The organism is Cnuibacter sp. UC19_7 (assembly GCF_042699995.1).
In the GTDB taxonomy this organism is placed as follows: Bacteria; Actinomycetota; Actinomycetes; order Actinomycetales; family Microbacteriaceae; genus Cnuibacter.
Window position 1 is genome coordinate 3716789 of sequence record NZ_CP170560.1, and the last position, 19653, is coordinate 3736441.

The 19653-nt window shown below is 71.7% G+C and carries 21 protein-coding genes; 12 read left to right on the top strand and 9 right to left on the bottom strand.

From position 1 onward, the window contains the following. Window positions 1-19 precede the first annotated feature (19 nt). The 7 genes from ACFJGV_RS17880 to ACFJGV_RS17910 all read left to right on the top strand — a co-directional run bounded on the left by ACFJGV_RS17880 (window position 20) and on the right by ACFJGV_RS17910 (window position 6333). Complete coding sequence (locus tag ACFJGV_RS17880; RefSeq protein ID WP_378145486.1) at window positions 20-1060, top strand: aldo/keto reductase; 1041 nt, start codon at window positions 20-22, stop codon at window positions 1058-1060. 2 nt (window positions 1061-1062) lie between these two features. Further along, window positions 1063-1662 (top strand): acetyltransferase, encoded by a 600-nt coding sequence (locus ACFJGV_RS17885; RefSeq protein ID WP_378145488.1) that lies wholly within the window; start codon window positions 1063-1065, stop codon window positions 1660-1662. 40 nt (window positions 1663-1702) lie between these two features. Beyond that, window positions 1703-1999, top strand: a complete 297-nt coding sequence (locus tag ACFJGV_RS17890; protein ID WP_378145490.1) for an ArsR/SmtB family transcription factor — start codon at window positions 1703-1705, stop codon at window positions 1997-1999. Continuing rightward, window positions 1996-2385 carry a VOC family protein gene (locus ACFJGV_RS17895; protein ID WP_378145491.1) on the top strand — a complete coding sequence of 130 codons (390 nt, stop codon included), beginning with the start codon at window positions 1996-1998 and terminating at the stop codon, window positions 2383-2385. The genes ACFJGV_RS17890 and ACFJGV_RS17895 overlap by 4 nt, the downstream gene beginning before the upstream one ends. 79 nt (window positions 2386-2464) lie before the next feature. Beyond that, window positions 2465-2635, top strand: coding sequence for a CsbD family protein (locus ACFJGV_RS17900; protein WP_085018909.1), 171 nt, complete (start codon window positions 2465-2467; stop codon window positions 2633-2635). A 153-nt stretch (window positions 2636-2788) separates the two neighbouring features. Then, window positions 2789-4483: an RCC1 domain-containing protein gene (locus ACFJGV_RS17905; RefSeq protein WP_378145493.1), complete on the top strand. Its 1695-nt coding sequence runs from the start codon at window positions 2789-2791 to the stop codon at window positions 4481-4483. 113 nt (window positions 4484-4596) lie between these two features. Then, a complete protein-coding gene (locus ACFJGV_RS17910; RefSeq protein WP_378145494.1) occupies window positions 4597-6333 on the top strand; it encodes a LuxR C-terminal-related transcriptional regulator in 1737 nt (578 codons plus the stop codon). A gap of 22 nt (window positions 6334-6355) precedes the next feature. Here ACFJGV_RS17910 and ACFJGV_RS17915 read toward each other — a convergent pair whose 3' ends face one another. The 5 genes from ACFJGV_RS17915 to ACFJGV_RS17935 all read right to left on the bottom strand — a co-directional run bounded on the left by ACFJGV_RS17915 (window position 6356) and on the right by ACFJGV_RS17935 (window position 10265). Continuing rightward, a complete protein-coding gene (locus tag ACFJGV_RS17915) occupies window positions 6356-7543 on the bottom strand; it encodes an SGNH/GDSL hydrolase family protein (RefSeq protein WP_378145495.1) in 1188 nt (395 codons plus the stop codon). Between the two features lie 87 nt (window positions 7544-7630). After that, entirely contained in the window at window positions 7631-8491 is an 861-nt protein-coding gene (locus ACFJGV_RS17920) for an Fpg/Nei family DNA glycosylase (protein ID WP_378145497.1), read from the bottom strand. Window positions 8492-8537: 46 nt separating this feature from the next. After that, window positions 8538-9140 carry a dihydrofolate reductase family protein gene (locus tag ACFJGV_RS17925; RefSeq protein ID WP_378145499.1) on the bottom strand — a complete coding sequence of 201 codons (603 nt, stop codon included), beginning with the start codon at window positions 9138-9140 and terminating at the stop codon, window positions 8538-8540. Beyond that, a complete protein-coding gene (locus ACFJGV_RS17930; RefSeq protein WP_378145500.1) occupies window positions 9137-9595 on the bottom strand; it encodes a hypothetical protein in 459 nt (152 codons plus the stop codon). Before ACFJGV_RS17930 ends, ACFJGV_RS17925 begins: the two co-directional genes overlap by 4 nt. 76 nt (window positions 9596-9671) lie before the next feature. After that, window positions 9672-10265, bottom strand: coding sequence for a helix-turn-helix domain-containing protein (locus tag ACFJGV_RS17935; protein ID WP_378145501.1), 594 nt, complete (start codon window positions 10263-10265; stop codon window positions 9672-9674). Between the two features lie 57 nt (window positions 10266-10322). Between ACFJGV_RS17935 and ACFJGV_RS17940 the strand changes: the two genes are divergently transcribed. Continuing rightward, window positions 10323-11705: an NtaA/DmoA family FMN-dependent monooxygenase gene (locus ACFJGV_RS17940; protein WP_378145503.1), complete on the top strand. Its 1383-nt coding sequence runs from the start codon at window positions 10323-10325 to the stop codon at window positions 11703-11705. 135 nt (window positions 11706-11840) lie between these two features. On the opposite strand, the gene ACFJGV_RS17945 is transcribed toward ACFJGV_RS17940, so the two are convergent. Genes ACFJGV_RS17945 through ACFJGV_RS17955 form a run of 3 tightly spaced genes read right to left on the bottom strand, consistent with a single transcriptional unit; the run spans window position 11841 to window position 14277 of the window. After that, window positions 11841-12776 (bottom strand): sucrase ferredoxin, encoded by a 936-nt coding sequence (locus ACFJGV_RS17945; protein ID WP_378145505.1) that lies wholly within the window; start codon window positions 12774-12776, stop codon window positions 11841-11843. After that, window positions 12773-14023 carry a cupin domain-containing protein gene (locus tag ACFJGV_RS17950; RefSeq protein WP_378145507.1) on the bottom strand — a complete coding sequence of 417 codons (1251 nt, stop codon included), beginning with the start codon at window positions 14021-14023 and terminating at the stop codon, window positions 12773-12775. The genes ACFJGV_RS17945 and ACFJGV_RS17950 overlap by 4 nt, the downstream gene beginning before the upstream one ends. Beyond that, a complete protein-coding gene (locus tag ACFJGV_RS17955; RefSeq protein ID WP_378145509.1) occupies window positions 14020-14277 on the bottom strand; it encodes a BatC protein in 258 nt (85 codons plus the stop codon). The genes ACFJGV_RS17950 and ACFJGV_RS17955 overlap by 4 nt, the downstream gene beginning before the upstream one ends. Window positions 14278-14408: 131 nt before the next feature. Between ACFJGV_RS17955 and ACFJGV_RS17960 the strand changes: the two genes are divergently transcribed. Both ACFJGV_RS17960 and ACFJGV_RS17965 read left to right on the top strand, forming a co-directional pair. Beyond that, the gene (locus ACFJGV_RS17960; protein WP_378145511.1) at window positions 14409-14693 is read left to right on the top strand and encodes a type II toxin-antitoxin system Phd/YefM family antitoxin; all 285 of its coding nucleotides are present in this window, start codon (window positions 14409-14411) and stop codon (window positions 14691-14693) included. Then, window positions 14693-14956 (top strand): type II toxin-antitoxin system RelE/ParE family toxin, encoded by a 264-nt coding sequence (locus ACFJGV_RS17965; RefSeq protein WP_378145512.1) that lies wholly within the window; start codon window positions 14693-14695, stop codon window positions 14954-14956. The genes ACFJGV_RS17960 and ACFJGV_RS17965 overlap by 1 nt, the downstream gene beginning before the upstream one ends. Before the next feature lie 29 nt (window positions 14957-14985). Here ACFJGV_RS17965 and ACFJGV_RS17970 read toward each other — a convergent pair whose 3' ends face one another. Beyond that, window positions 14986-16455 (bottom strand): helix-turn-helix domain-containing protein, encoded by a 1470-nt coding sequence (locus ACFJGV_RS17970; protein ID WP_378145514.1) that lies wholly within the window; start codon window positions 16453-16455, stop codon window positions 14986-14988. A gap of 162 nt (window positions 16456-16617) precedes the next feature. On the opposite strand from ACFJGV_RS17970, the gene aceA reads away from it, so the two are divergent. Continuing rightward, window positions 16618-17973, top strand: a complete 1356-nt coding sequence (gene aceA / locus ACFJGV_RS17975; protein ID WP_378145516.1) for an isocitrate lyase — start codon at window positions 16618-16620, stop codon at window positions 17971-17973. A gap of 22 nt (window positions 17974-17995) precedes the next feature. Further along, complete coding sequence (aceB, locus tag ACFJGV_RS17980; RefSeq protein WP_378145518.1) at window positions 17996-19648, top strand: malate synthase A; 1653 nt, start codon at window positions 17996-17998, stop codon at window positions 19646-19648. Window positions 19649-19653 lie beyond the last annotated feature (5 nt).

Genomic DNA, 19653 nt, shown 5'->3' on the forward strand with positions numbered 1-19653 from the left:
CGTTCCAGGAAGGACGACCGTGCCCATCGACACCCAGGATCCTCGCCTCACTCCCCGCTTCACGGCGGCGCCGAGCAGGTACGACGACGTGCCCTACCTGCGCGCGGGAGCGAGCGGGGTGCTGCTGCCGCGCGTCTCGCTCGGGCTGTGGCAGAACTTCGGCCGCACCCGATCGTTCGAGGCGCAGCGCGAGATCATCCTCCACGCCTTCGACCGCGGAGTGGCCCACATCGATCTCGCCAACAACTACGGCCCGCCTTACGGCGCGGCCGAGACGACGCTCGGCACGGTCCTCTCCACCGACCTCGGCGTCTACCGCGACGAGCTCTTCCTCTCGACGAAGGCCGGCTACGACATGTGGCCCGGTCCCTATGGCGACGGCGGATCGCGCAAGTACCTGACACGATCGCTCGAGCAGAGCCTCAGGCGGATGAGCACCGACTACGTCGACGTGTTCTACCACCACCGCCTCGACCCCGAGACGCCGCTCGAGGAGACCACGCAGGCCCTGGTCGACATCGTCCGCGCGGGCAAGGCGCTGTACGTGGGCATCTCGAACTACCCGCCGGCGCAGACCCGGCGGATGCACGAGCTCCTCGGCGCCTCCGGGGTGCGCCTGCTGCTGCACCAGCCCAGCTACTCGCTGTTCGACCGCGAGCCGGAGCCCGAGCTCTTCCCGCTCCTCGGCGACCTCCGGGTGGGCGCCGCCGTGTTCTCGCCGCTCGCGCAGGGCCTCCTCACCGCGAAGTACCTCGACGGATCCGTGCCCGCCGACTCGCGGGCGGCCGACAGCCACTTCCTCGACGGCTCGGCGCTCACAGACGACTACCTCGCTCGCATCCGCGGCATCGCCGGCATCGCCCGTGACGCGGGAATCTCGATCCCGCAGCTCGCCGTGGCGTGGGTGCTCCGCGACCCCGTCGTCACGACGGCTCTCGTGGGGGCCTCGCGTCGGGGCCAGGTGGACGACGCGGTCGCGGCGTCCACGATCCGGCTCGACGACGGCCTCGTCGCCGCGCTCGAGCCGTTCGCGGCGCGCCCCGGCGAGGCGCTCGTCTGAAGATGATGGCGGGGGACCAGCGTCGCGTCGTCCGGGCCGGGTCCGAGGATGCGGCCGCGCTCGCACGGGCGGGGTGGGTCGTCGTCGCGCGCTCGTGGGCGGCGCAGCTCGACGTGGATGACGGACACCGCGGCGCGCTGATCGAGCGCGCGACCCGCGTCGCCGCGATCGTCACCGTCCGCGAGCTCGAGGCGGACGACGCGCCTAAGGTGCTCGCGCTGGACGCGCGGACGGCGGGCGACTATCCGGGCGACGTCGCGACCAGGCACGAGCCCCTCAGACGCGAGGCGGCGGTCCCCACGTCGGTGCACCGCGGCTGGGGCGCGTTCGACGCCGACGGCCGCCTCGTCGCCGTCACGTTCATCGTGATCGAGCCGGAGGTGGTCGAGACGGACTTCACCGTGGTCGACGCGGGGTGGCGAGGGCGGGGGATCGGCGCGGCGGTGAAGGCCGCGTCGGTGCTGTCACTGGCCGACGAGGGCCGGACGCGGTTCCGCACAGGCGGTGGCGCGGGCAACGCGGCCAGCGTCGGCGCCAACCTCGCCCTGGGCTACGTGGTCGACGAGGAGTGGCTGACCTTCGCCCCCGGAGCGCGGAGGTAAATCGTTGACAGGCAAGTGGGAGCTTGCATAAGGTGGCGGCGTGGTCGACGTGTACCGGGCGATCTCGGACGAGACAAGGCGGTTGCTGCTCGATGTGCTGCTCCAGCGCGACGAGCAGACGCTGTTCGAGCTCTGCTCGACGCTCGCGATGCGGCACGGGCTGACGCTCACGCGCCAGGCGGTGACGCAGCATCTCGACGTGCTCGAGCAGGCGGGCCTCGTCCGCTCCGAGCGCCGCGGCCGATACCGGGTGCACACCATCGACACGACCCCGCTCGCACAGATCGCCGAGCGGTGGCCCCCGAGAGAGACAAGACCGCGAGAGGCGAGACCGTGAAGCTCCAGACCGTGTCCATCTTCGTCGACGACCAGCAGCGCGCCGTCGACTTCTACACCTCCATGCTCGGCTTCGCCGTCGCGGCCGACGTCCCGATGGGCGAGCACCGCTGGCTCACCGTCGTCGACCCGGACAGGCCCGATGGCACCCAGATCTCGCTCGAGCCGAAGGCGCATCCCGCCGTGCCTCCGTTCGTCGACGCCCTGGTCGAGGACGGCATCCCGTACTGCGTCCTCGGGGTCGAGGATGCGCAGGCCGAGTACGAGCGGATGCTCGCCCTCGGCGTCATCTTCACCGTGCCGCCCACCGATGTGGGGCCCGTCATCATCGCGGTGTTCGACGACACCTGCGGCAACCTCATCCAGCTTGCTCAGAACACCATGTGACCCACTGGCGGAATTCCGCAGCGGGGGCAGGGTGGTGCGTGGGCGCAACCAGCGCCGACCACAAGCGGAAGGAGCAGCCATGGGACTCGGAGACAAGATCGAGAACGCGGCGCAGGACGTCAGCGGCAAGGCCAAGGAGGCCTTCGGCAAGGCGACGGACGACGACTCCAAGGTCGCCGAGGGCAAGGCCGACCAGACCTCGGCCGACTTCAAGAAGGCCGGCGAGAACGTCAAGGACGCGTTCAAGTAGACCTCACCCGGGAAGGGCGCTCGGCCAGACGGCGGGCGCCCTTCCCGCATGTCCCGCCCCGAGACCGGGAACGATTCCCAGTCCGCCGCGCCCCGCCGCGCCACTAGCCTGTCACCGCCGACGGACTGTTCGGCGCCGAGAGGGGACGGGCAGATGGACGTGGCACGAGCGGTCAGCCGCACAGCGAAGTCAGCCGCAGCGGTCGGGGCGGTGATGCTCGCGACGGTGCTCGTCGCTCCCGCGCACGCGAGCCAGAGCGTCGCCGCCGATGACGGCCCGTCGCAGCACATGCTCACCTGGGGCTACTCCACGTGGGGTCAGACGGGCACCGGCGTTCCGAACGACACCCTCCTCACGGAGCCCACGCTCGTCGCGACGGCCCCGGGCATCCACCTCGCCACCATCTCCTCCTCCGGCGACCACGCGCTCGGCGTCACCGTCGACGGCGCCGTCTGGGCCTGGGGGCAGAACACGTACGGCGCCCTGGGGCAGGATCCGGCCGCTCTTCCGGAGTCTCTCGTCCCGGTGCCGGTGACCTCGTTGCCCGCGGGGCGGTACATCGAGGTCGCCGCGGGCGAGGACTGGAGCGCCGCGCTCCGCGACGACGGCGCGGTCTTCGCCTGGGGCTGGGGCGCCTCCGGCCAGCTCGGCAACCACACCGTCACGCCGGAGGATCAGGCGAACCCCACCCCGGTGCGGGTGGAGTTCCCCGACGGGGTGCTCATCCAGTCGATCCAGGCGGGCGCCCTGTTCGGTGTCGCCGAGACCCCGGGCGGGTTCATCTGGACGTGGGGCGACAACATCTACGGGCAGCTGGGCGGAGGACCGTCCGTCCCGGTGATCCGCGATCACCCGGGCCAGGTGGTGATGCCCGAGAACGTCGACAGCTTCGCCCAGGTCTCCGTCTCGTCGATCAGCGTCGGCGCCATCACCCTCGACGGGCAGCTCTACGGCTGGGGATCGAACCTCGACGGCAACCTCGCGGTCGGGGAGTTCCAGGGCGGCTCGGCCTCGCCCGACGAGGTCGACCGGCCGACCCTCGCGCACATGCCCGACGGCGTCGACTACGAGGGCGTCGCGATCGAGGACTTCGTCGGGTTCGGCTTCACCGAGGACGGGACCATCTACGTCTGGGGCAGCAACGAGGCGGGCCTGTTCGCCGATGGCGGGGCCGCACCCGACCGTACGCATCCGGAGCCGATCGACCTGCCCGCGGGCGCCACGCCTCAGCTCGGCTGCGCCGCGCTGTCGTGCGCGGTGCGGACCGATGAGGGCGCGGTCTACGTCTGGGGCGACTCCCAGTCGGGGTGGTTCGGGACCACAGCCGGGCCCGAGATCCGGCTGCCCGAGGTGGTCCCGTACACGCAGACCCACCCCGTGACGGGGCTCCAGGTCGATGCAGACAACCCCTTCATCCTGGCGGGGGCGGATGCGCCGGCCCTCGTCACAGAGTCGCTGCGCGTCGCCTCAGTGGGTGAGCACTACAGCGAGCGGATCGCCACGGGCGGCACCCCTCTCGTAGCCACGAGCATCCTCGACGGGACGCTCCCCGTTGGCGTGCACTTCACCGACGGGACCCTCGAGGGTGAGCCCACCGCCGCCGGGGAGTACCGCTTCACCGTGCGCGCCTCCAGCCCGGCGGGTGTCGCCGACCGGGTGTACACGCTCAGGGTCGACGATCGCGCGGCCGCCGCAGCCGGGCACCGCGGGGAGTCGACGCTGGCCGCCACGGGCCTGACGTCGTCGGATGCGCTGCCCACGGGCGGCGCGGCGCTCGCCGTGCTCCTCGCGGGCGGCACGATCCTCCTCGCACTTGCCGGGCGACGACGGAGTCCCCGCCGACGATGACGTCATCGTCCCGTCCCCGCCCAGGACCGGTATCGTCGTGTCAGGGACACCGATCGCCGGGCGGGCACACCCGAACCCGACGAAGTCCGGTGGTGGGGACGGAGACGGTCTGGATGCGCGACGACACCGATCAGCGCTTCGAGGCCCGAGCCGACGACGCGATCGACGCCTCCCTCCGCGCGGCGGCCCTGGCCGACGATCCTGCGCGCCGCCGTGCGCTCGCGCAGCGCGCGGTGCGGACGGCGCTCAGGACCGGAGACCTCGTCCGGCTGAGTGACCACGCCGATCTGCTCCTCGATCTGGACGGGCCCCTCCTCGATCTCGTCCACGCGATCGGAGCCCTGCACGCCGGCGACCGGCGCGGCGCGCAGTCGCTGCTCGGCATGGTCGTGCTCGATCCGGGCGATACCGAGTCCCTCCTCCTCGCCGCTCGGATCAGCGCCGAGGCCGTGGTGCAGGCCGTGACCACGGCCGCCTGGCCGGATGCGGTCGAGGGCATCGCGCGGACCGCGCGGCTCCTCGACGGCGTCGGAGGGAGCGGCGGCGTCGGGAGCGGCCGTTTCGACGAGGGCGGCGTCGATGCGAGCGCTGGAGGCGAATCCCGGCGTGATCGTGCGCTCGACGACGTGGTCGCGGGCATCCGCTTCGACCTCCTGGGCGCGGTGGCGCTCGTGGAGTTCCACACGAGCCGGGCGACGTCGGCCCCCACCGAGGAGCTCTCGGCGCTGTCGTCGGCCCTCGCCCCGGCACGCTCGGCCAGGATGCTCGGTGCCCTCCACGGGTTCGCGCTGCTCGCCCAGGGCAGCGTGCTCGACGGCAGACGTGACCTCCGTGGGGCCGCCTCCGCACTGTCGGCGGCGATCCCGCTGCTCGCGTCCGCACGACCGGAGCTCGCGCGCTGGGCGCGGGCGGAGCTCGCCCTCGTGCGGGCCCGTCAGGGTCGCTGGGACGACGCGAGGGTGCTCGCGGCGGAGTTCGGCATGCCGTCCGACGCGGAGCGGGCGCCCGACTACCTCGCGCCCGCCGTGCACGCGGTGATCGCCGCCCTCGGCGGCCGTCTCAGCGAGACGCTCCGCCTGGCGAGGTCGGTGCCCACCAGCGGCGCGCATCCGATCCCGTTCATCACCTCGACGCTCGTCTCGCACGCCCGCGTCGCCGGCTCGATCGGCCGCAACGACTGGGCGGCCCTGAACGACACCCTCGACGACCTCGAGCAGCAGCAGCACCGGACCGTGTTCGACGAGACCGAGTGGATGGCGCTCCGCGCGCTCGCGCTGTGGCACCTCGACCGGTTCGACGAGTACCGTGCCCTCCATGCGCGCTGGGTGCAGAGCCCTGTCGCTGACAGCGCGTACTGCCTCATCCACTCCGCGATCCTCGCCCGGGTCGACGACCAGTCCGCCGAGACGCTCCGTCTGACGCAGCTCGCCGTCGAGACGCTCGACGGCGGGTACGACCCGCTCGGCCGCACCTGGGTGCGGATCGTCGCGGGCACCCACGTATCGCTCCTGGGCGACCCCGTCGAGGGTCTCACCCACTACGAGGACGCGCGGGCCGAGCTGCTCGCGCTCGGCGCGGACGGGTTCGCCGCGTTGTGCACCGGCATCATCCGCTCGACCAGCGACGCGCTCGTCGCCCAGCGGTCGGGCGACGTGCTCGCCGCGCTCACCGACCAGCAGCGCCGCGTGGCCCAGCTGGTGGCTGAGGGTCACACGAGCGCCGAGATCGGAGCGATGCTGCACCTGTCGCGGAAGACGATCGACTTCCACGTCGCGAACATCCTGGTCAGGCTCGACCTGCGCACGCGACGCGAGATCACCCGGATGCTGCGAGCCGAGCGACCCGTCTGACGGACCGCCCGGCTCGTCGGCGTCAGCGGCTCGCGCCCGTGCCCGTGCGGCTGCGGCGGAAGGCGCTCGCCACGGCGAGGCCGCCGAGGAGCAGTGCGCCCGCGGCGAGCCCGAGCGGGAGGATCGGATCGGATCCCGTGTTCGCCAGCGTGGCGGCCGATGACGTGGGCGCCGGGCTCGCGCTGGGCGAGGGCGACGGCGGGACGGGAGCGGGGAACGCGGCCTCGAACAGCGGCGCGAGCTGGCTCGCGATGAACGGCACACCCGTGGCGTTCGGGTGGAGCGAGCCGGGCACGGCCGAGGAGAGGTCGCTCGCGAGCGTGACCCCCTGCACGTACTGCTCGTCGGCAGACGCGCAGGCGCTGTGGGCGAGCGTGGCCTCGAACGTCGGCACGTAGGTGAAGCCTGCGATCCCCGCCTGCTCCTGCACCGCGACGTCGAGCTTCTCCTCGAGCTGGTGGAGGTACGGGACGTCGGTGTCGGTGAAGGGGAAGCTGTCGGGCACGGGCTGGAGGTTGTCGATCGGGCTCGTGTAGCAGCCTGCGGGTGGCGTGTTGGCCGCGTCCGGGGTGATGGCGGGGTAGCCGACGACGAAGACCTTCGCGTTCGGCGCCTTCGCCTTGATCGCCGCGAGGCCGTTCGCGATGTTCGGGATGACGACGTCGGTGAGGCGCTGCGCCAGCGAGTCGACCCCGCCCTGCACGTAGATGCTCTCGCAGTTCGGTGACTGGAACGGGTCGTTGGGGTTGGTTCCCGCCACCGGGCCGTTGGCACTCAGCGCGATGCACGACGCGGCGACGCTGGAGAAGCCGAGGTCGTTGCCGCCGAGGGTGACGGTGACGATGTCGGTGTCGTCGCTCAGAGCGCCCACCTGAGGCGGAGCGTCCTCGTCGGGGAAGTCCTGCGGGGTCGTCATGTTCGCCGCCCACGCACCCGCGCACGACACGTCGGTGAGCTCGAGCCCGTAGGTGGCCGCGAGCTGATGCGGGTAGTCGACGGCGGCCTGTGCGCATCCGGGCACCGGCTCGCCCGTGAGCGGCGTGAGGCCGTAGCCCGCGGAGTACGAATCGCCCATCGCGACGTACTGCAGCCCCGCCAGCGACGTGTCCTGCGGGGCGGCGTTCGCCGTCGCCGGGATCGCCACCAGCGCAGCGACGGCCAGTGCCGCCGATCCCGCTGCCATGGTCATCATGCCGAATCGACGTGTCACGTCTGTCCCCTCACCCTTGCGGTCTGGGAAACTCTATCGGCGCGGCGGAGCTCCGCCGTTCCCCCACAACGGGGGCTTCACGGTGTCTCACTTGAGCAGACGCGAGAGGACCCTGTCAGCGAGGGGCTTCCCTCCGGTCTGGCAGGTGGGGCAGTACTGGAAGTTCGTGTCGGCGAACGTCACCTGACGGATGGTGTCGCCGCAGATCGGGCAGGCCTCGCCGGTGCGCCCGTGCACCCGGAGACCCGACTTCTTCTCGGCCTTGAGCTCGGACGCCGCCAGCCCGTCGGCCCGCTCCAGCGCCTCGCGCAGGGTGGTCTGCATCGCCTCGTACAGGCGGGTCACGTCGTCGGACGCCATCGCCGCCGGCTTGTACGGCGACATGCGCGCCACGTGCAGGATCTCGTCGGAGTAGGCGTTGCCGATGCCCGCGATCAGCGACTGGTTGCGCAGCACGCCCTTGATCTGCGACCTGCCGGATGCGGCGAGGATCTCGGCGAACCGCTCCTCGGTGAACGACTCGTCGAGCGGATCGGGACCCAGGCGCGCGATGCCCGGCACCTCGGACGGATCGCGTACCACGTAGATCGCGAGGCTCTTCTTGGTGCCCGCCTCCGTCACGTCGAAGCCGGACCCGTCGTCGAGCACGAGCCGCGCCGCCAGTGCGGTCTTACCGGGCCGGCCGGCGGGCTTCGGCGCCGCCTCGCGCCAGCGCACCCACCCGGCGCGGGCCAGGTGCATGACGAGGTGGAGGTCGCCGATGGCGAGGTCGAGGAACTTGCCGTGCCGGCGCACGTCGAGCACGGACTGGTCGTGCAGCTGCGAGACGGGCGGATCGAAGGTCTTGAGCACGGCGAACGACACCACGTCGAGTCGATCGACCTGGCGCCCGACGAGCCGACCGCGGAGGTCGGTCACGAGCGCCTGCACCTCGGGAAGCTCAGGCATGCGTCCAGTGTGCACCGCACATCCGACGTGCGGGCGGGGTTCGCGGTCAGCGCACCTGCGAGGGTGCGTGCGCCCGGTCGTACGTGACGACACGCACCCCGCCGGGAAGGCGGACCTCGTCGACGGGCTGGAACAAGTGCGCGGTGAACGGACCGCCGACGAGCGGAACCCCCGATCCGATGACCGCAGGGGTGACCTTCAGTACGAGTCGGTCGATCTCCGGGAGCAGCGCATGCGCCAGGCCGCCCCCTCCCACGAGCCAGAGGTCGAGCCCCGCCTCCCGCTTGAGCTCGCGCACCCGCCCGATCGCGTCTCCGTTCACGAGCTCGATCGCCGGATCCGGCAGCTCACCGAGGGTCGACGAGAAGACCAGGTGGCGCAGGTGGGGGTAGGCATCCTCCACGCCGGCCGCCAGCCCGACCTCGTAGGAGCCGCGGCCTTCCAGGACGGTGTCGAACGCACGCCCCGGTCCCTCGAGACCGAGTGCGGCTCGGGCGGCGGCGGGGAGCGTCTCCGGGTACGTCTCGATGATGAAGCGCACGAGGTCGTCGGTCACGGGGAAGGAGGCGCGGCCGGTGGGGTCGCCGCGATCGGGTTCGGCGATGAAGCCGTCGATCGTGGTGGCCACGTAGTAGACGAGCCGCCTCATCGTGATTCCCCGGCGCGGTCGTGGGGAAGCGCTTCGTGGTGGCGGCGGCCGTGCGTGCGGCGGTCCTCCTTCATCTCCGCCTCGAAGAGGTGGCGGCGGCCGTCGACGAGCTCCTCTCGCGCGCGGCGCTCCGCGTCGCGGAACTCCGCCCAGTAGCCGTCGTCGAACTCCTCGACGATCTGGAACGTCCAGCGACCCTCGATCACGTTGCGGCCCACCAGCTCGGTCTCGAGCCGATCGGCGATCTCGGGGTGCCCGGCGTCGCGGAACAGGTCGACGGCCTCACCGAGCGCGAAGTCGGCCTGGCCGGTCATGCGGTGGAAGGCGTAGAGCATCCCTCGGGCGTTCTCGACCACCTCGAGCGCCTCGCTGAGCTTGCCGAGCGCCTCGACCGTGGCGTCGTCGACTCCCTTCGGTCGGCGGTGGTCGCGGTCGGGTCCGTCGGTCTCGCTCATGCGGCCCACCGTACCGTCGAGCGTCCGAGGCCGCTCGGGGCCCGAGCGTCGTGCGGGAGCCACCCGCCTCTCGGGGTCAGCCGCCGACCGGTGGGGCGGTCACCGTGAGCACCCGGTAGCCCTCGTCGTCGACCGCGCGCCAGAGATGACGACGGCCCGCGGCGAAGGCGATCGAGTCACCTCGACCGAGCGTCTGCACGGATCCGTCCTCGAGCTCCACCTCGAGGACACCCTCGAGCACGTAGACGAACTCGTCCTCCGCGTGCGCGGCGAACTCCCCGTCGCGCTCGGTGCCGACCATCTCGGTGCCGAACAGGCCGCCTGGCAGCTGCGCCAGCTGCCAGGCTCGTCGCGAGCCCGCGGCGGGGGAGGCGCGATGGTCGCCATGCACGACGTCGACTCCGTCGAGCTCCTCGCGGTCGGTCGCCTCGCGGGCGAGGAGCGCACCTGACCGGATGCCCAGCGCATCCGACACCCGGGCCATCGACGTGAGGCTGAGGCGCGCGTGCCCGCGTTCGACGAGGGAGAGGAAAGGCTGCGACATCCCTGTCAGGCCCGCGAGCTCGACGAGCGTGAGCCCGCGCTCGCGACGCAGCGAGCGGATGCGCTCACCCATCACGACGGCATCGTCGTCGAGGGGTGCCGTCGACCTGCCGGCGGATGCGGTCACCGCGACCCCTCTCACTGTTCACACGAGCGTAACAATATTTATGACATAAATATCTGCATGACCTCACCCCTCGTGCTCGCGATCTTCCAGTACATCGGACCCAACGGGACGATCGGCTCCGCGTGGCAGCATCCGGACGACACCTCGGCCGACTTCACCTCACTGCAGCACTGGATCCGGCTCGCGAAGACGTTCGAAGAGGCGAAGCTCGACTTCCTCTTCTTCGCCGACAGCTACGGCTTCCCGGCGCTCGACGGCGAGCTGATCCCCGCGTCGGTGCGCGAGGGACGCGGCATCCCGCACGGCGACCCGATGCCCCTCATCTCGGCGCTCGCCGCGGCGACCGAACACCTGGGGTTCGTGGTCACCGCTTCGACCACGGTCGAACCGCCGGCGGCGAACGCGCGCCGCTTCGCCACCCTCGACCACTTCACCGACGGGCGCATCGGCTGGAACATCGTGACCGGGTCGTCCGGAGCCACGGCGGCGGCCCTCATGGGCAAGCCGCTCATCCCTCACGACGAGCGCTACGACATGGCCGACGACTACGTCGAGCTCTCGCTGAAGCTCTGGGAGGGGTCGTGGGACGACGATGCGCTCGTGCGCGACAAGGCGTCGGGCATCTACGCCGACCCGGAGAAGGTGCGTGTCATCCACCACGACGGCCCGTACTTCCGCGCCGACGGGCTGCTCAACATGCCGCCGTCGAAGCAGCGCACCCCGCTCCTCGTGCAGGCCGGCACCTCGGGGCGCGGAATGGAGTTCGCGGGGAAGCACGCGGAGGCCGTGTTCGTCGCCGGCGGCGACCCGGAGCGGGTGGCCCGCAACATCCGCGGCATCCGTGACGCCGCGGTCGCCGCGGGCCGCGAGCCCGACTCGATCAAGGTGCTCGTCGGAGCGCTGTTCCTCGCCGGTGCCACATCGGAGGAGGCGCAGGCGACGCACGAGGAGATGCTCGCGATGTCGACACCCGAGGGGGCCGCGGCGATCTTCGCGGGCAACACCGGAGTCGACCTGCTCGCGCTCGATCCCGACAAGCCGCTCACGCAGCGGAGCACGGAGCTCGGGCTGTCGAACCTGCAGCGCTACCTCGGACGGGACGGCAGGCCCGCCCCGCTCGTGCGAGACATCATCGAGGACTTCCGGGTGGCGGGCATCAACGGCAGCGTCTTCGTCGGATCCGGCGAGGAGGTCGTCGACCAGGTCGAGGAGTTCGTGCGGGTCACGGGCGCCGACGGGTTCCTCATCCAGCCGCACATGACGCCGGGAACCTACGACGACTTCCTCGAGCACGTGCTGCCGGTGCTGCGCGCCCGCGGCCTGGCCCGCACGGAGTACGTGGGCGACACCCTCCGGGAGCGCCTCTTCCCCGAAGGCACCGCGCACCTGCCCGCGTCTCACCCGGGCGCGGCTCACCGCTCCGCCCCCGTGGGCGCCTGACGCGTCGCGCGGAAGGGGGGTCACCGCAGAAAGGTCGCCTGCGAGCGATCATGTCGCCGCATACGCGCCATGTCCGCTCTCAGGCGACCTTTTCGCGGCGATCGCGGCCACGATCCTCGGCCGCGGCCTCGATGCTCAGGAGGGGAGGCGCCGGAGGGAGGTGAGCGACCACTCGCGGACCCGACCGGGCCGGGTGGTGCCGCAGGTGGAGAGGAGCGGCGCCGACAGCGTCTCCGCGAGCTCGACGACGACACGCCCGCCGTCGGGGCCCGCGAGATCCACCACGTGGCGTCCCACGTCGCGGTCGTGGACGCTGCCGCCCTCGGCTAGCGGCGCGAAGGAGTCGAGGCGGTCGTCGCCCGACTCGAGGCGGGCGAAATGCTGCGCGGCCTGCACCGGATGCGAGAGCGACGTCCGGCCGCGGAACCACGGCTCTGCGACGCGGCCCTCGAGGTACTGCTGCGCGATCGCGGTCACGTCGGCGTCGTCGATCCGCCCGTAGGCGAGACCATGCGGGAAGAGCACCATCGTGGCCGCGAACCGGTCGCCGCCGAGGTGCGAGCACTCCCAGGTCTCCTCGGGGAACGCGGCCGCGAGCTCCTGGGCCGCCCGACGGCCGCGCACGGCGCAGCACTGGTCGTGGCGGCCGTGAGCGCAGACGGCGAAGACCGGCCGGTCGGTGGGGGTGCCCGCGGACCCGTCGAGGGGGACCTCCAGCAGGGCGGCCGGGCCGTCCGCCTCGCCCCAGCGCACCGATTCCGTGCCGGGCCGGGCGTCGACGACGGCCCACCGCCAGCGCGGCGCGCCCTCGCGGCGGCCGGGTCTGCGGATGGCGAGCGGCCGCATCCCCGCCCGCTCGATCCGCGACACCAGCGCGCTGCCCAGCTCCGGATCGAACGGCGGATCGAGCAGGGCCCGGGGACCCCATCCGCTGGCGAGCTCGACGAGGAACCACCGCAGTCCGCGGCCGGCGGTGCCCCACAGCGGATCGTCGCGTTCCCGTGATCGGTCGCTGCAGGGCTCCCACCCGCTGCCGCCGAGACCCGTGCTCGGAAGGGCGAGGGCACTCACGGCGCCAGAACCAGCACTGCCTCCCGCAGCAGCCGCTTCGCGACGACGACCGCCGACTCGGGGTCGAGCCCCGGCAGGTCGGCCACGGCGATCGGGTCGCCGGTGGCGAGACGACGCAGCGCCTCGGCAGCCTCGCCGGGCAGCGAGAGGGAGACCTCGCGGGCGCGGATCGAGACGCGTCCGTCCGACTCGACGAGGCGCGCGCGCAGGCCCGAACGCCAGCGGACGCGGGTGCGGCCGTCGAGGCGGGTGAGGGCGTCGACGGTCGCGAGCGGTGAGACCGGCTCGGGACGCGTCGAGTCGGCGAGCCGCGAGGCGAGGGCGTCGGCGACCGGCTCGACCACGCCCGTGGAGAGCTCGTCGGGCAGCGCCGCGCGCAGCGCCTCGAGGGTCTCCTCGACCAGCGGGCGCACCGCCTCGGGGTCGGTCCAGTCGACGCCGAGAGGGAGCGGGCGCCGCAGCTCGGCCGACTCGCCGAGCCGCGTGAGGATCGTCCGCAGCACGTCGTCGCGTGTGAACGACGGCATGCCGATCGTGAGGTGCACGGAGGTGCCGCCGAGCGCCTCGGCGGAGTGGATCCATCCGCGCGGCAGGTAGAGCGCGTCGCCGGGCCGGAGGACGGCGTCGATGACCGGCGACTGCTCGGCGCGGGCCGCCACCGCGGCGCGGTGCTGCGACCAGGGCTGGTCGCGCAGCGGATGCTCGTGGACCGGCGCGTGGATCCGCCAGTGCTTCTCTCCCGCGATCTGCAGCACGAAGACGTCGTGCACGTCGTAGTGGGGATCGAAGCCGCGCGACGAGGCGGGCGTGACGTAGGCGTTCACCTGCGCCGGATGCCCGAGGTCGTCGACCAGCTCGCGCGTGAAGTCGATGAGCGGCGGCCAGAGGCGGTGGAGGCCCTGCAGGACGATCGTCGCCCCGTCGGCGAAGCGCGCCAGCACCTTGGCCGAGTCGACCTGGTCGGCGATCTCGGCGCCGAACCCGCCGGATCCCGTGAACCGGGCAGGCGCCAGCACATCGCCCTCCTGGGCCATGCGGATGAACGGGGTGCGGACCCCGCGTCGGCTCACCAGCTCGTCGACCGCCGCGGAGCTGAAGAGGTCGTCGAAGTCACGCGGGAGCGCGCTCGCGGGGGTGAGCAGAGGGGCGACGCCCCAGTGGTCGCGCGCGAACACGTCGGGGGTGACGCCCACACAGCGAGAGAGCGCGGGCCGATCGCTCGGCCCGCGCTCGAGGTCGGTGCTCACGCGGAGCCGTCGGCCCCGCCGTCGTGGCCGTCGGGGTTCGCGCCGCCGTCGGCCGTGCCCTCGCCCTCCGACGCGGAGCCGTCGGCCCCGCCGTCGTGGCCGCCCGGGTTCGCGCCGCCGTCGGCGGTGCCCTCCCCGGCCGAGGCCGAGCCGTCGGCTCCGCCGTCGTGTCCGTTCGGGTTGGCCCCGCCGTCGGCGGTGCCCTCTCCACCCGCGGCTGCGCCGCCGGTGATGTCGTCGTCGCTGATGCTCATGGTGACTCCCATCGTCCGTCATGCCCGACCCCTACTCATCCCACCCCCGCCCGCCACCCCCTTCTCCTCCGAGCCCCCTCACGTGCGCCCACCACCACGCCCGCGCATGCGAACGCGCTAGAATCCTGTACATGACGACACTCTCCCTCGCCGACGCCCGTGCCGGGTTCTCGCGCCTCATCGAATCGGCGAACTCCACTCACGAGCGCTTCGAGGTCACTCGCAATGGGCGCCGGATGGCGATCCTCCTCAGCGCCGACGACTACGACGGTCTCCTCGAGACCATCGACGTGCTGAGCGATCAGGCCGGAGTGCAGGCGCTCCGCATCGCACTCGACGAGCTGCACGACGGAGAGGTGCACTCCGCCGACGACGTGCGGGAGGCGATGGCACGCCGCCGCTCTGCGACCGACTGATGTACGAGATCGTCTTCACCCGCTCGGCGAAGCGCGCGCTCGCCGAGTCGCTCCCCGAGTCGGTGGCCGCGGCCGCGTTCGAGTTCATCGTCGGCCCCCTCGCCGAGAACCCGAAGCGTGTCGGCAAGCGACTGCGCGAGCCCCTCGCTCCGATGTACTCGGCCCGCCGTGGTGAGTACCGGGTGATCTACCTGATCGACGACGACCGGATCGTCGTGCAGATCGTCACCGTCTCCCACCGTCGCGACGTCTATCGCGGCTGAGTCGACTCCGCAGCCGAGCGGGTCCGCGCTCAGTCCGTGGGGGAGTGGCGGGTGAGGAAGTCGTAGAGCTCCGTGGTGTCGACGCCTGGGAAGGCGCCCGTGGGCATGGCCGCGTGCAGCGAGGAGTTGAGGCGCGGGGTGGGGAAGGAGCGACCCGACCAGCGGCTCGACACCTCTGACGGCGGGCGGCGGCAGCACGACTCGTCGGGGCAGCGCGAGGTGAACCGGGTGGTGGTGTCGCGGCCGCGGAACCACTTCGCGTGCGCGAACGAGGTGCCGACGCTGACCGAGAACCCGCCGCGCGATGACGTCTGGATCCGCGACGTGCACCAGTAGGTGCCGGTCGGCTTGTCGGTGTACTGGTGGTACGGGCTGAAGCGGTCGGCCACGTCGAACACCTGGCGCGCGCTCCAGTAGCGGCACACCGTCTGCCCCTCGACGGCGCCGAGCGCATCCGTCGGGAAGAGCACGCTGTCGTTCTCGTACGCCTTCGAGATGGTGCCCTCCGAGTCGACCTTGAGGAAGTGCACCGGGATGCCGAGGTGCTCGGTCGCGAGGTTCGTGAACCGGTGCGCGGCGGTCTCGTAGCTCACGCCGAACGCGTCGCGGAGGTCCTCGACCGACAGCTCGCGCGCCTCCTTCGCGGCCACGAGCAGCGGAACCGCTCCTGCGGCGGGGATGAGGAGGGCCGCGGCGAGGTAGTTCGTCTCCACCCGCTGCTGCAGGAACTCCGCGTAGCTCTGCGGCACCCCGTGCCCCAGCACGTGCCCCGCGAGGGCCTGCAGCACGACCGAGCGCGGGTCCGCATCCGGACGCTGGCTCAACGGGACGTAGATGCGCCCGTGCTCGAGGTCGCGCACCGAGCGCACCGACGACGGCAGGTCGGGCACGTAGTGCAGGCTGAAGCCCAGGTGGGCGGCGAGCTCCGACACGAGTCGCTGCGACAGCGGTCCGGTCGAGTGCCCGACGGCGTCGAGCAGGTCGCTCGCGGTCGCCTCGAGCTCGGGGAAGTGGTTGTGCCGCAGCCGCATGGCTCCGCGCAGTTGCGTGTTCGCGCGGCGGGCCTCCTCGGGCGTGGCCGCCCGCTCGGTGTGTATGCGTTCGAGCTCGGAGTGGAGGCCCAGGATGGTCTCGATCGCCTCGTCCGAGAGCGACCGCCGCACGGGCAGCGGCGGGAGCCCGAGGCTGGCGAAGAGCGGACCTCGTTGCACCCGCTCGAGGGCGATCTCGAGAGCGGCTCGCCGCGACGGCGGGGTGGTGTCGAGCAGGTCGTCCAGTGAGACGTCGAGTGCGGTGGCGAACCGCTGCAGCTCGCCGAGGCGCAGCTCGCGCTTGCCGTTCTCGACCACGGAGACCTGCGAGGCGGCCCGCCCGATGGCGACGCCGAGGTCGTCGAGCGTGAGTCCGCGCTCGGTGCGCAGCTGGCGGATGCGTCGGCCGATGGTGAGCGAGTCGGGCATGACTCCATCGTCGGATGCGGTCAGTGACGTCAGCGTCATGGACCGACCCTGACATACGCCCCTTCTTCCGGCAAGCAGAAGAACGCGCGAAATTCTGTGGACTAATCCGGCTGGCTGCCCTCGCGAAGCCCGGATAGTCGAACTCACGCAGCATTTCGACCCGCTGCGGAGCCGCACACGCACCGTTCGAAGGAGCACACCATGACCAGGCCGGGCGACCAGACCCAGACCGCCGCCGAGCTCGAGACCTCGTGGAAGACCGAGGCCCGCTGGGACGGCGTGCAGCGCGACTACTCCGCTGAGGACGTCGTCGCCCTCCGCGGCCGGGTCGGGGAGGAGCACACGCTCGCCCGTCGCGGTGCCGAGCGCCTGTGGGAGCTGCTGAACACGGAGGAGTGGGTGCCGGCGCTCGGCGCGCTCACCGGGAACCAGGCGGTGCAGCAGGTGCGCGCGGGGCTCAAGGCGATCTACCTGTCGGGCTGGCAGGTGGCCGCCGACGCGAACCTCTCGGGCCAGACATACCCCGACCAGAGCCTCTACCCGGCGAACTCGGTGCCCAACGTGGTGCGCCGCATCAACAACGCCCTCCTCCGCGCCGACCAGATCGAGGCCGCCGAGAACATGAGTGGCAGCCGGGATGCAGCTACCGCGTCGGTGGACTCCGACTCTGACGCCGGGCGGGAACCGGCGTCGACAAAAACACAGTGGCTCGCGCCGATCGTGGCGGATGCGGAGGCCGGGTTCGGTGGGCCGCTCAACGCCTACGAGCTCATGAGCAGCATGATCGCCGCAGGCGCAGCGGGGGTGCACTGGGAGGACCAGCTCGCCAGCGAGAAGAAGTGCGGGCACATGGGCGGCAAGGTCCTCGTCCCCACGAGCCAGCACATCCGCACCCTCAACGCGGCCCGGCTCGCGGCTGACGTCGCCGGCGTGCCCACCGTCGTCATCGCCCGCACCGACTCGCTCGCCGCGAACCTGCTCACGAGCGACGTCGACGAGCGCGACCGCCCCTTCCTCTCGGGCGGGCGCACGGCCGAGGGCTTCTACGAGACCAGGCCCGGGATCGAGACCGTGCTGGCCCGCGGCCACGCCTACGCGCCGTACGCCGACCTGCTCTGGGTGGAGTCGGCGGAGCCCGACCTCGAGCTGGCCCGCACCTTCGCCGAGAGCATCCACCGCGAGTTCCCGGGCAAGAAGCTCGCCTACAACTGCTCGCCGTCGTTCAACTGGAAGCGCCACCTCGACGACGACACCATCGCCCGCTTCCAGCGCGAGCTGGCGAGCATGGGCTACGCCTTCCAGTTCATCACCCTGGCGGGCTTCCACGCCCTCAACCACTCCATGTACACGCTCGCCCGCGACTACTCCCAGCGGCACATGAGCGCCTACGTCGAGCTGCAGGAGGCCGAGTTCGCCTCCGAGGCCGACGGATACACCGCGACCAAGCATCAGCGGGAAGTCGGCACCGGCTACTTCGACCGGATCGCCACGGCCTTGAACCCGACCAGCGCGACCCTGGCGCTGGTGGGGTCGACCGAGTCCGAGCAGTTCCACTGATCCCCCGATGAAGGACACGACCATGAACGCACACACCAGGATGACGGTGCTCGGCGAGACCGACGAGCGCTACGACGAGATCCTCACCCCCGCGGCCCTCGACTTCGTCGCCCGGCTCCACGACCAGTTCGCCGGACGCCGGCACGAGCGGCTCCTCGAGCGGATGCGGGTCCGCAAGGCCATCGAGAACGGCCGCAACCTGCGATTCCTGCCCGAGACCGCCTCGATCCGCGAGGATCGCAGCTGGCGGGTCGCCGGAGCCGGGCCGGGCCTCGAGGACCGCCGGGTCGAGATCACCGGGCCCACCGACCGCAAGATGACCGTCAACGCCCTCAACTCCGGGGCGAAGGGCTGGCTCGCCGACCTCGAGGACGCGACGAGCCCCACCTGGCACAACATCATCGGCGGTCAGGTCAACCTCTTCGACGCCATCCGCGGCCAGGTCGACTTCACCTCGCCGGAGGGCAAGGAGTACCGGGTCGGGTTCGAGACGCCGACGATCATCCTCCGCCCGCGCGGCTGGCATCTGGTCGAGAAGCACATCACCTACACCGACCGGGCCGGGTTCACGACTCCGGCGTCGGGGTCGCTGGTCGACTTCGGGCTGTACTTCTTCCACAACGCGCAGGCGCTCATCGACTCCGGACGCGGGCCGTACTTCTACCTGCCGAAGATCGAGAACCACCTCGAGGCCCGGCTCTGGGACGACGTGTTCACGTTCTCCGAGAACGCGCTCGGCCTCGAGCGCGGGACGATCCGCGCCACGGTGCTCATCGAGACCATCACGGCGGCATTCGAGATGGAGGAGATCCTCTACGAGCTCCGCGACCACTGCGCGGGCCTCAACGCCGGCCGCTGGGACTACATCTTCAGCCTCATCAAGACCTACCGCGACCGCGGGCCGGCGTTCGTGCTCCCGGACCGCGACCGCATCACGATGACCGTGCCGTTCATGCGCGCGTACACCGAGCTGCTGGTCGCCACCTGCCACCGGCGCGGTGCGCACGCCATCGGCGGCATGAGCGCGTTCATCCCGAACCGGCGCGACCCGGACGCGACCCGGCGGGCGCTCGCGAAGGTGTCCGATGACAAGCACCGCGAGGCCGCCGACGGGTTCGACGGATCCTGGGTCGCGCATCCGGATCTCGTCGGGGTGGCCATGGCCGAGTTCGACGCCGTGCTCGGCGAGCGAGCGAACCAGGTGGACCGGCAGCGCACCGATGTGTGGGTCACCGCCGGCGACCTCCTCGATCTGTCGTCGATCGACCACGAGGTGACGGATGCGGGGGTCAGGGCCAACGTGTCGGTGGCGCTCCGGTACGTGGAGAGCTGGCTGCGCGGCACAGGCGCCGCCGCGATCGACGGTCTCATGGAGGACGCGGCGACGGCCGAGATCTCGCGATCGCAGCTGTGGCAGTGGATCCACCACCGCATCCGCACGTCCGAGGGCACGCGGATCACGCGCGACCTGGTCTCGGTGCTGATCGATCAGCAGCTGGCCACGACGCCGCGGACCGACGAGGACCGGTTCGACGACGCCGCGGCGATCGTGCGCATGGTCGCGCTCGAGGACGACTTCCCGACGTTCCTCACGATCCCGGCCTACGCGCACTACCTCGTCGACACCGCGTCGGAGGAGCGGGCCGACCGCCTCCCCGAAGAGGCCGCCGCTTAGGAACA

Bases quoted from the DNA above. Each gene is read 5' to 3' on its own strand.
- ACFJGV_RS17885 (WP_378145488.1), top strand. From the start codon at position 1,063: ATGATGGCGGGGGACCAGCGTCGCGTCGTCCGGGCCGGGTCCGAGGAT.
- ACFJGV_RS17900 (WP_085018909.1), top strand. From the start codon at position 2,465: ATGGGACTCGGAGACAAGATCGAGAACGCGGCGCAGGACGTCAGCGGC.
- ACFJGV_RS17905 (WP_378145493.1), top strand. From the start codon at position 2,789: ATGGACGTGGCACGAGCGGTCAGCCGCACAGCGAAGTCAGCCGCAGCG.
- ACFJGV_RS17910 (WP_378145494.1), top strand. From the start codon at position 4,597: ATGCGCGACGACACCGATCAGCGCTTCGAGGCCCGAGCCGACGACGCG.
- ACFJGV_RS17920 (WP_378145497.1), bottom strand. From the start codon at position 8,491: ATGCCTGAGCTTCCCGAGGTGCAGGCGCTCGTGACCGACCTCCGCGGT.
- ACFJGV_RS17925 (WP_378145499.1), bottom strand. From the start codon at position 9,140: ATGAGGCGGCTCGTCTACTACGTGGCCACCACGATCGACGGCTTCATC.
- ACFJGV_RS17930 (WP_378145500.1), bottom strand. From the start codon at position 9,595: ATGAGCGAGACCGACGGACCCGACCGCGACCACCGCCGACCGAAGGGA.
- ACFJGV_RS17940 (WP_378145503.1), top strand. From the start codon at position 10,323: ATGACCTCACCCCTCGTGCTCGCGATCTTCCAGTACATCGGACCCAAC.
- ACFJGV_RS17955 (WP_378145509.1), bottom strand. From the start codon at position 14,277: ATGAGCATCAGCGACGACGACATCACCGGCGGCGCAGCCGCGGGTGGA.
- ACFJGV_RS17960 (WP_378145511.1), top strand. From the start codon at position 14,409: ATGACGACACTCTCCCTCGCCGACGCCCGTGCCGGGTTCTCGCGCCTC.
- ACFJGV_RS17965 (WP_378145512.1), top strand. From the start codon at position 14,693: ATGTACGAGATCGTCTTCACCCGCTCGGCGAAGCGCGCGCTCGCCGAG.
- ACFJGV_RS17970 (WP_378145514.1), bottom strand. From the start codon at position 16,455: ATGACGCTGACGTCACTGACCGCATCCGACGATGGAGTCATGCCCGAC.
- aceA (WP_378145516.1), top strand. From the start codon at position 16,618: ATGACCAGGCCGGGCGACCAGACCCAGACCGCCGCCGAGCTCGAGACC.
- aceB (WP_378145518.1), top strand. From the start codon at position 17,996: ATGAACGCACACACCAGGATGACGGTGCTCGGCGAGACCGACGAGCGC.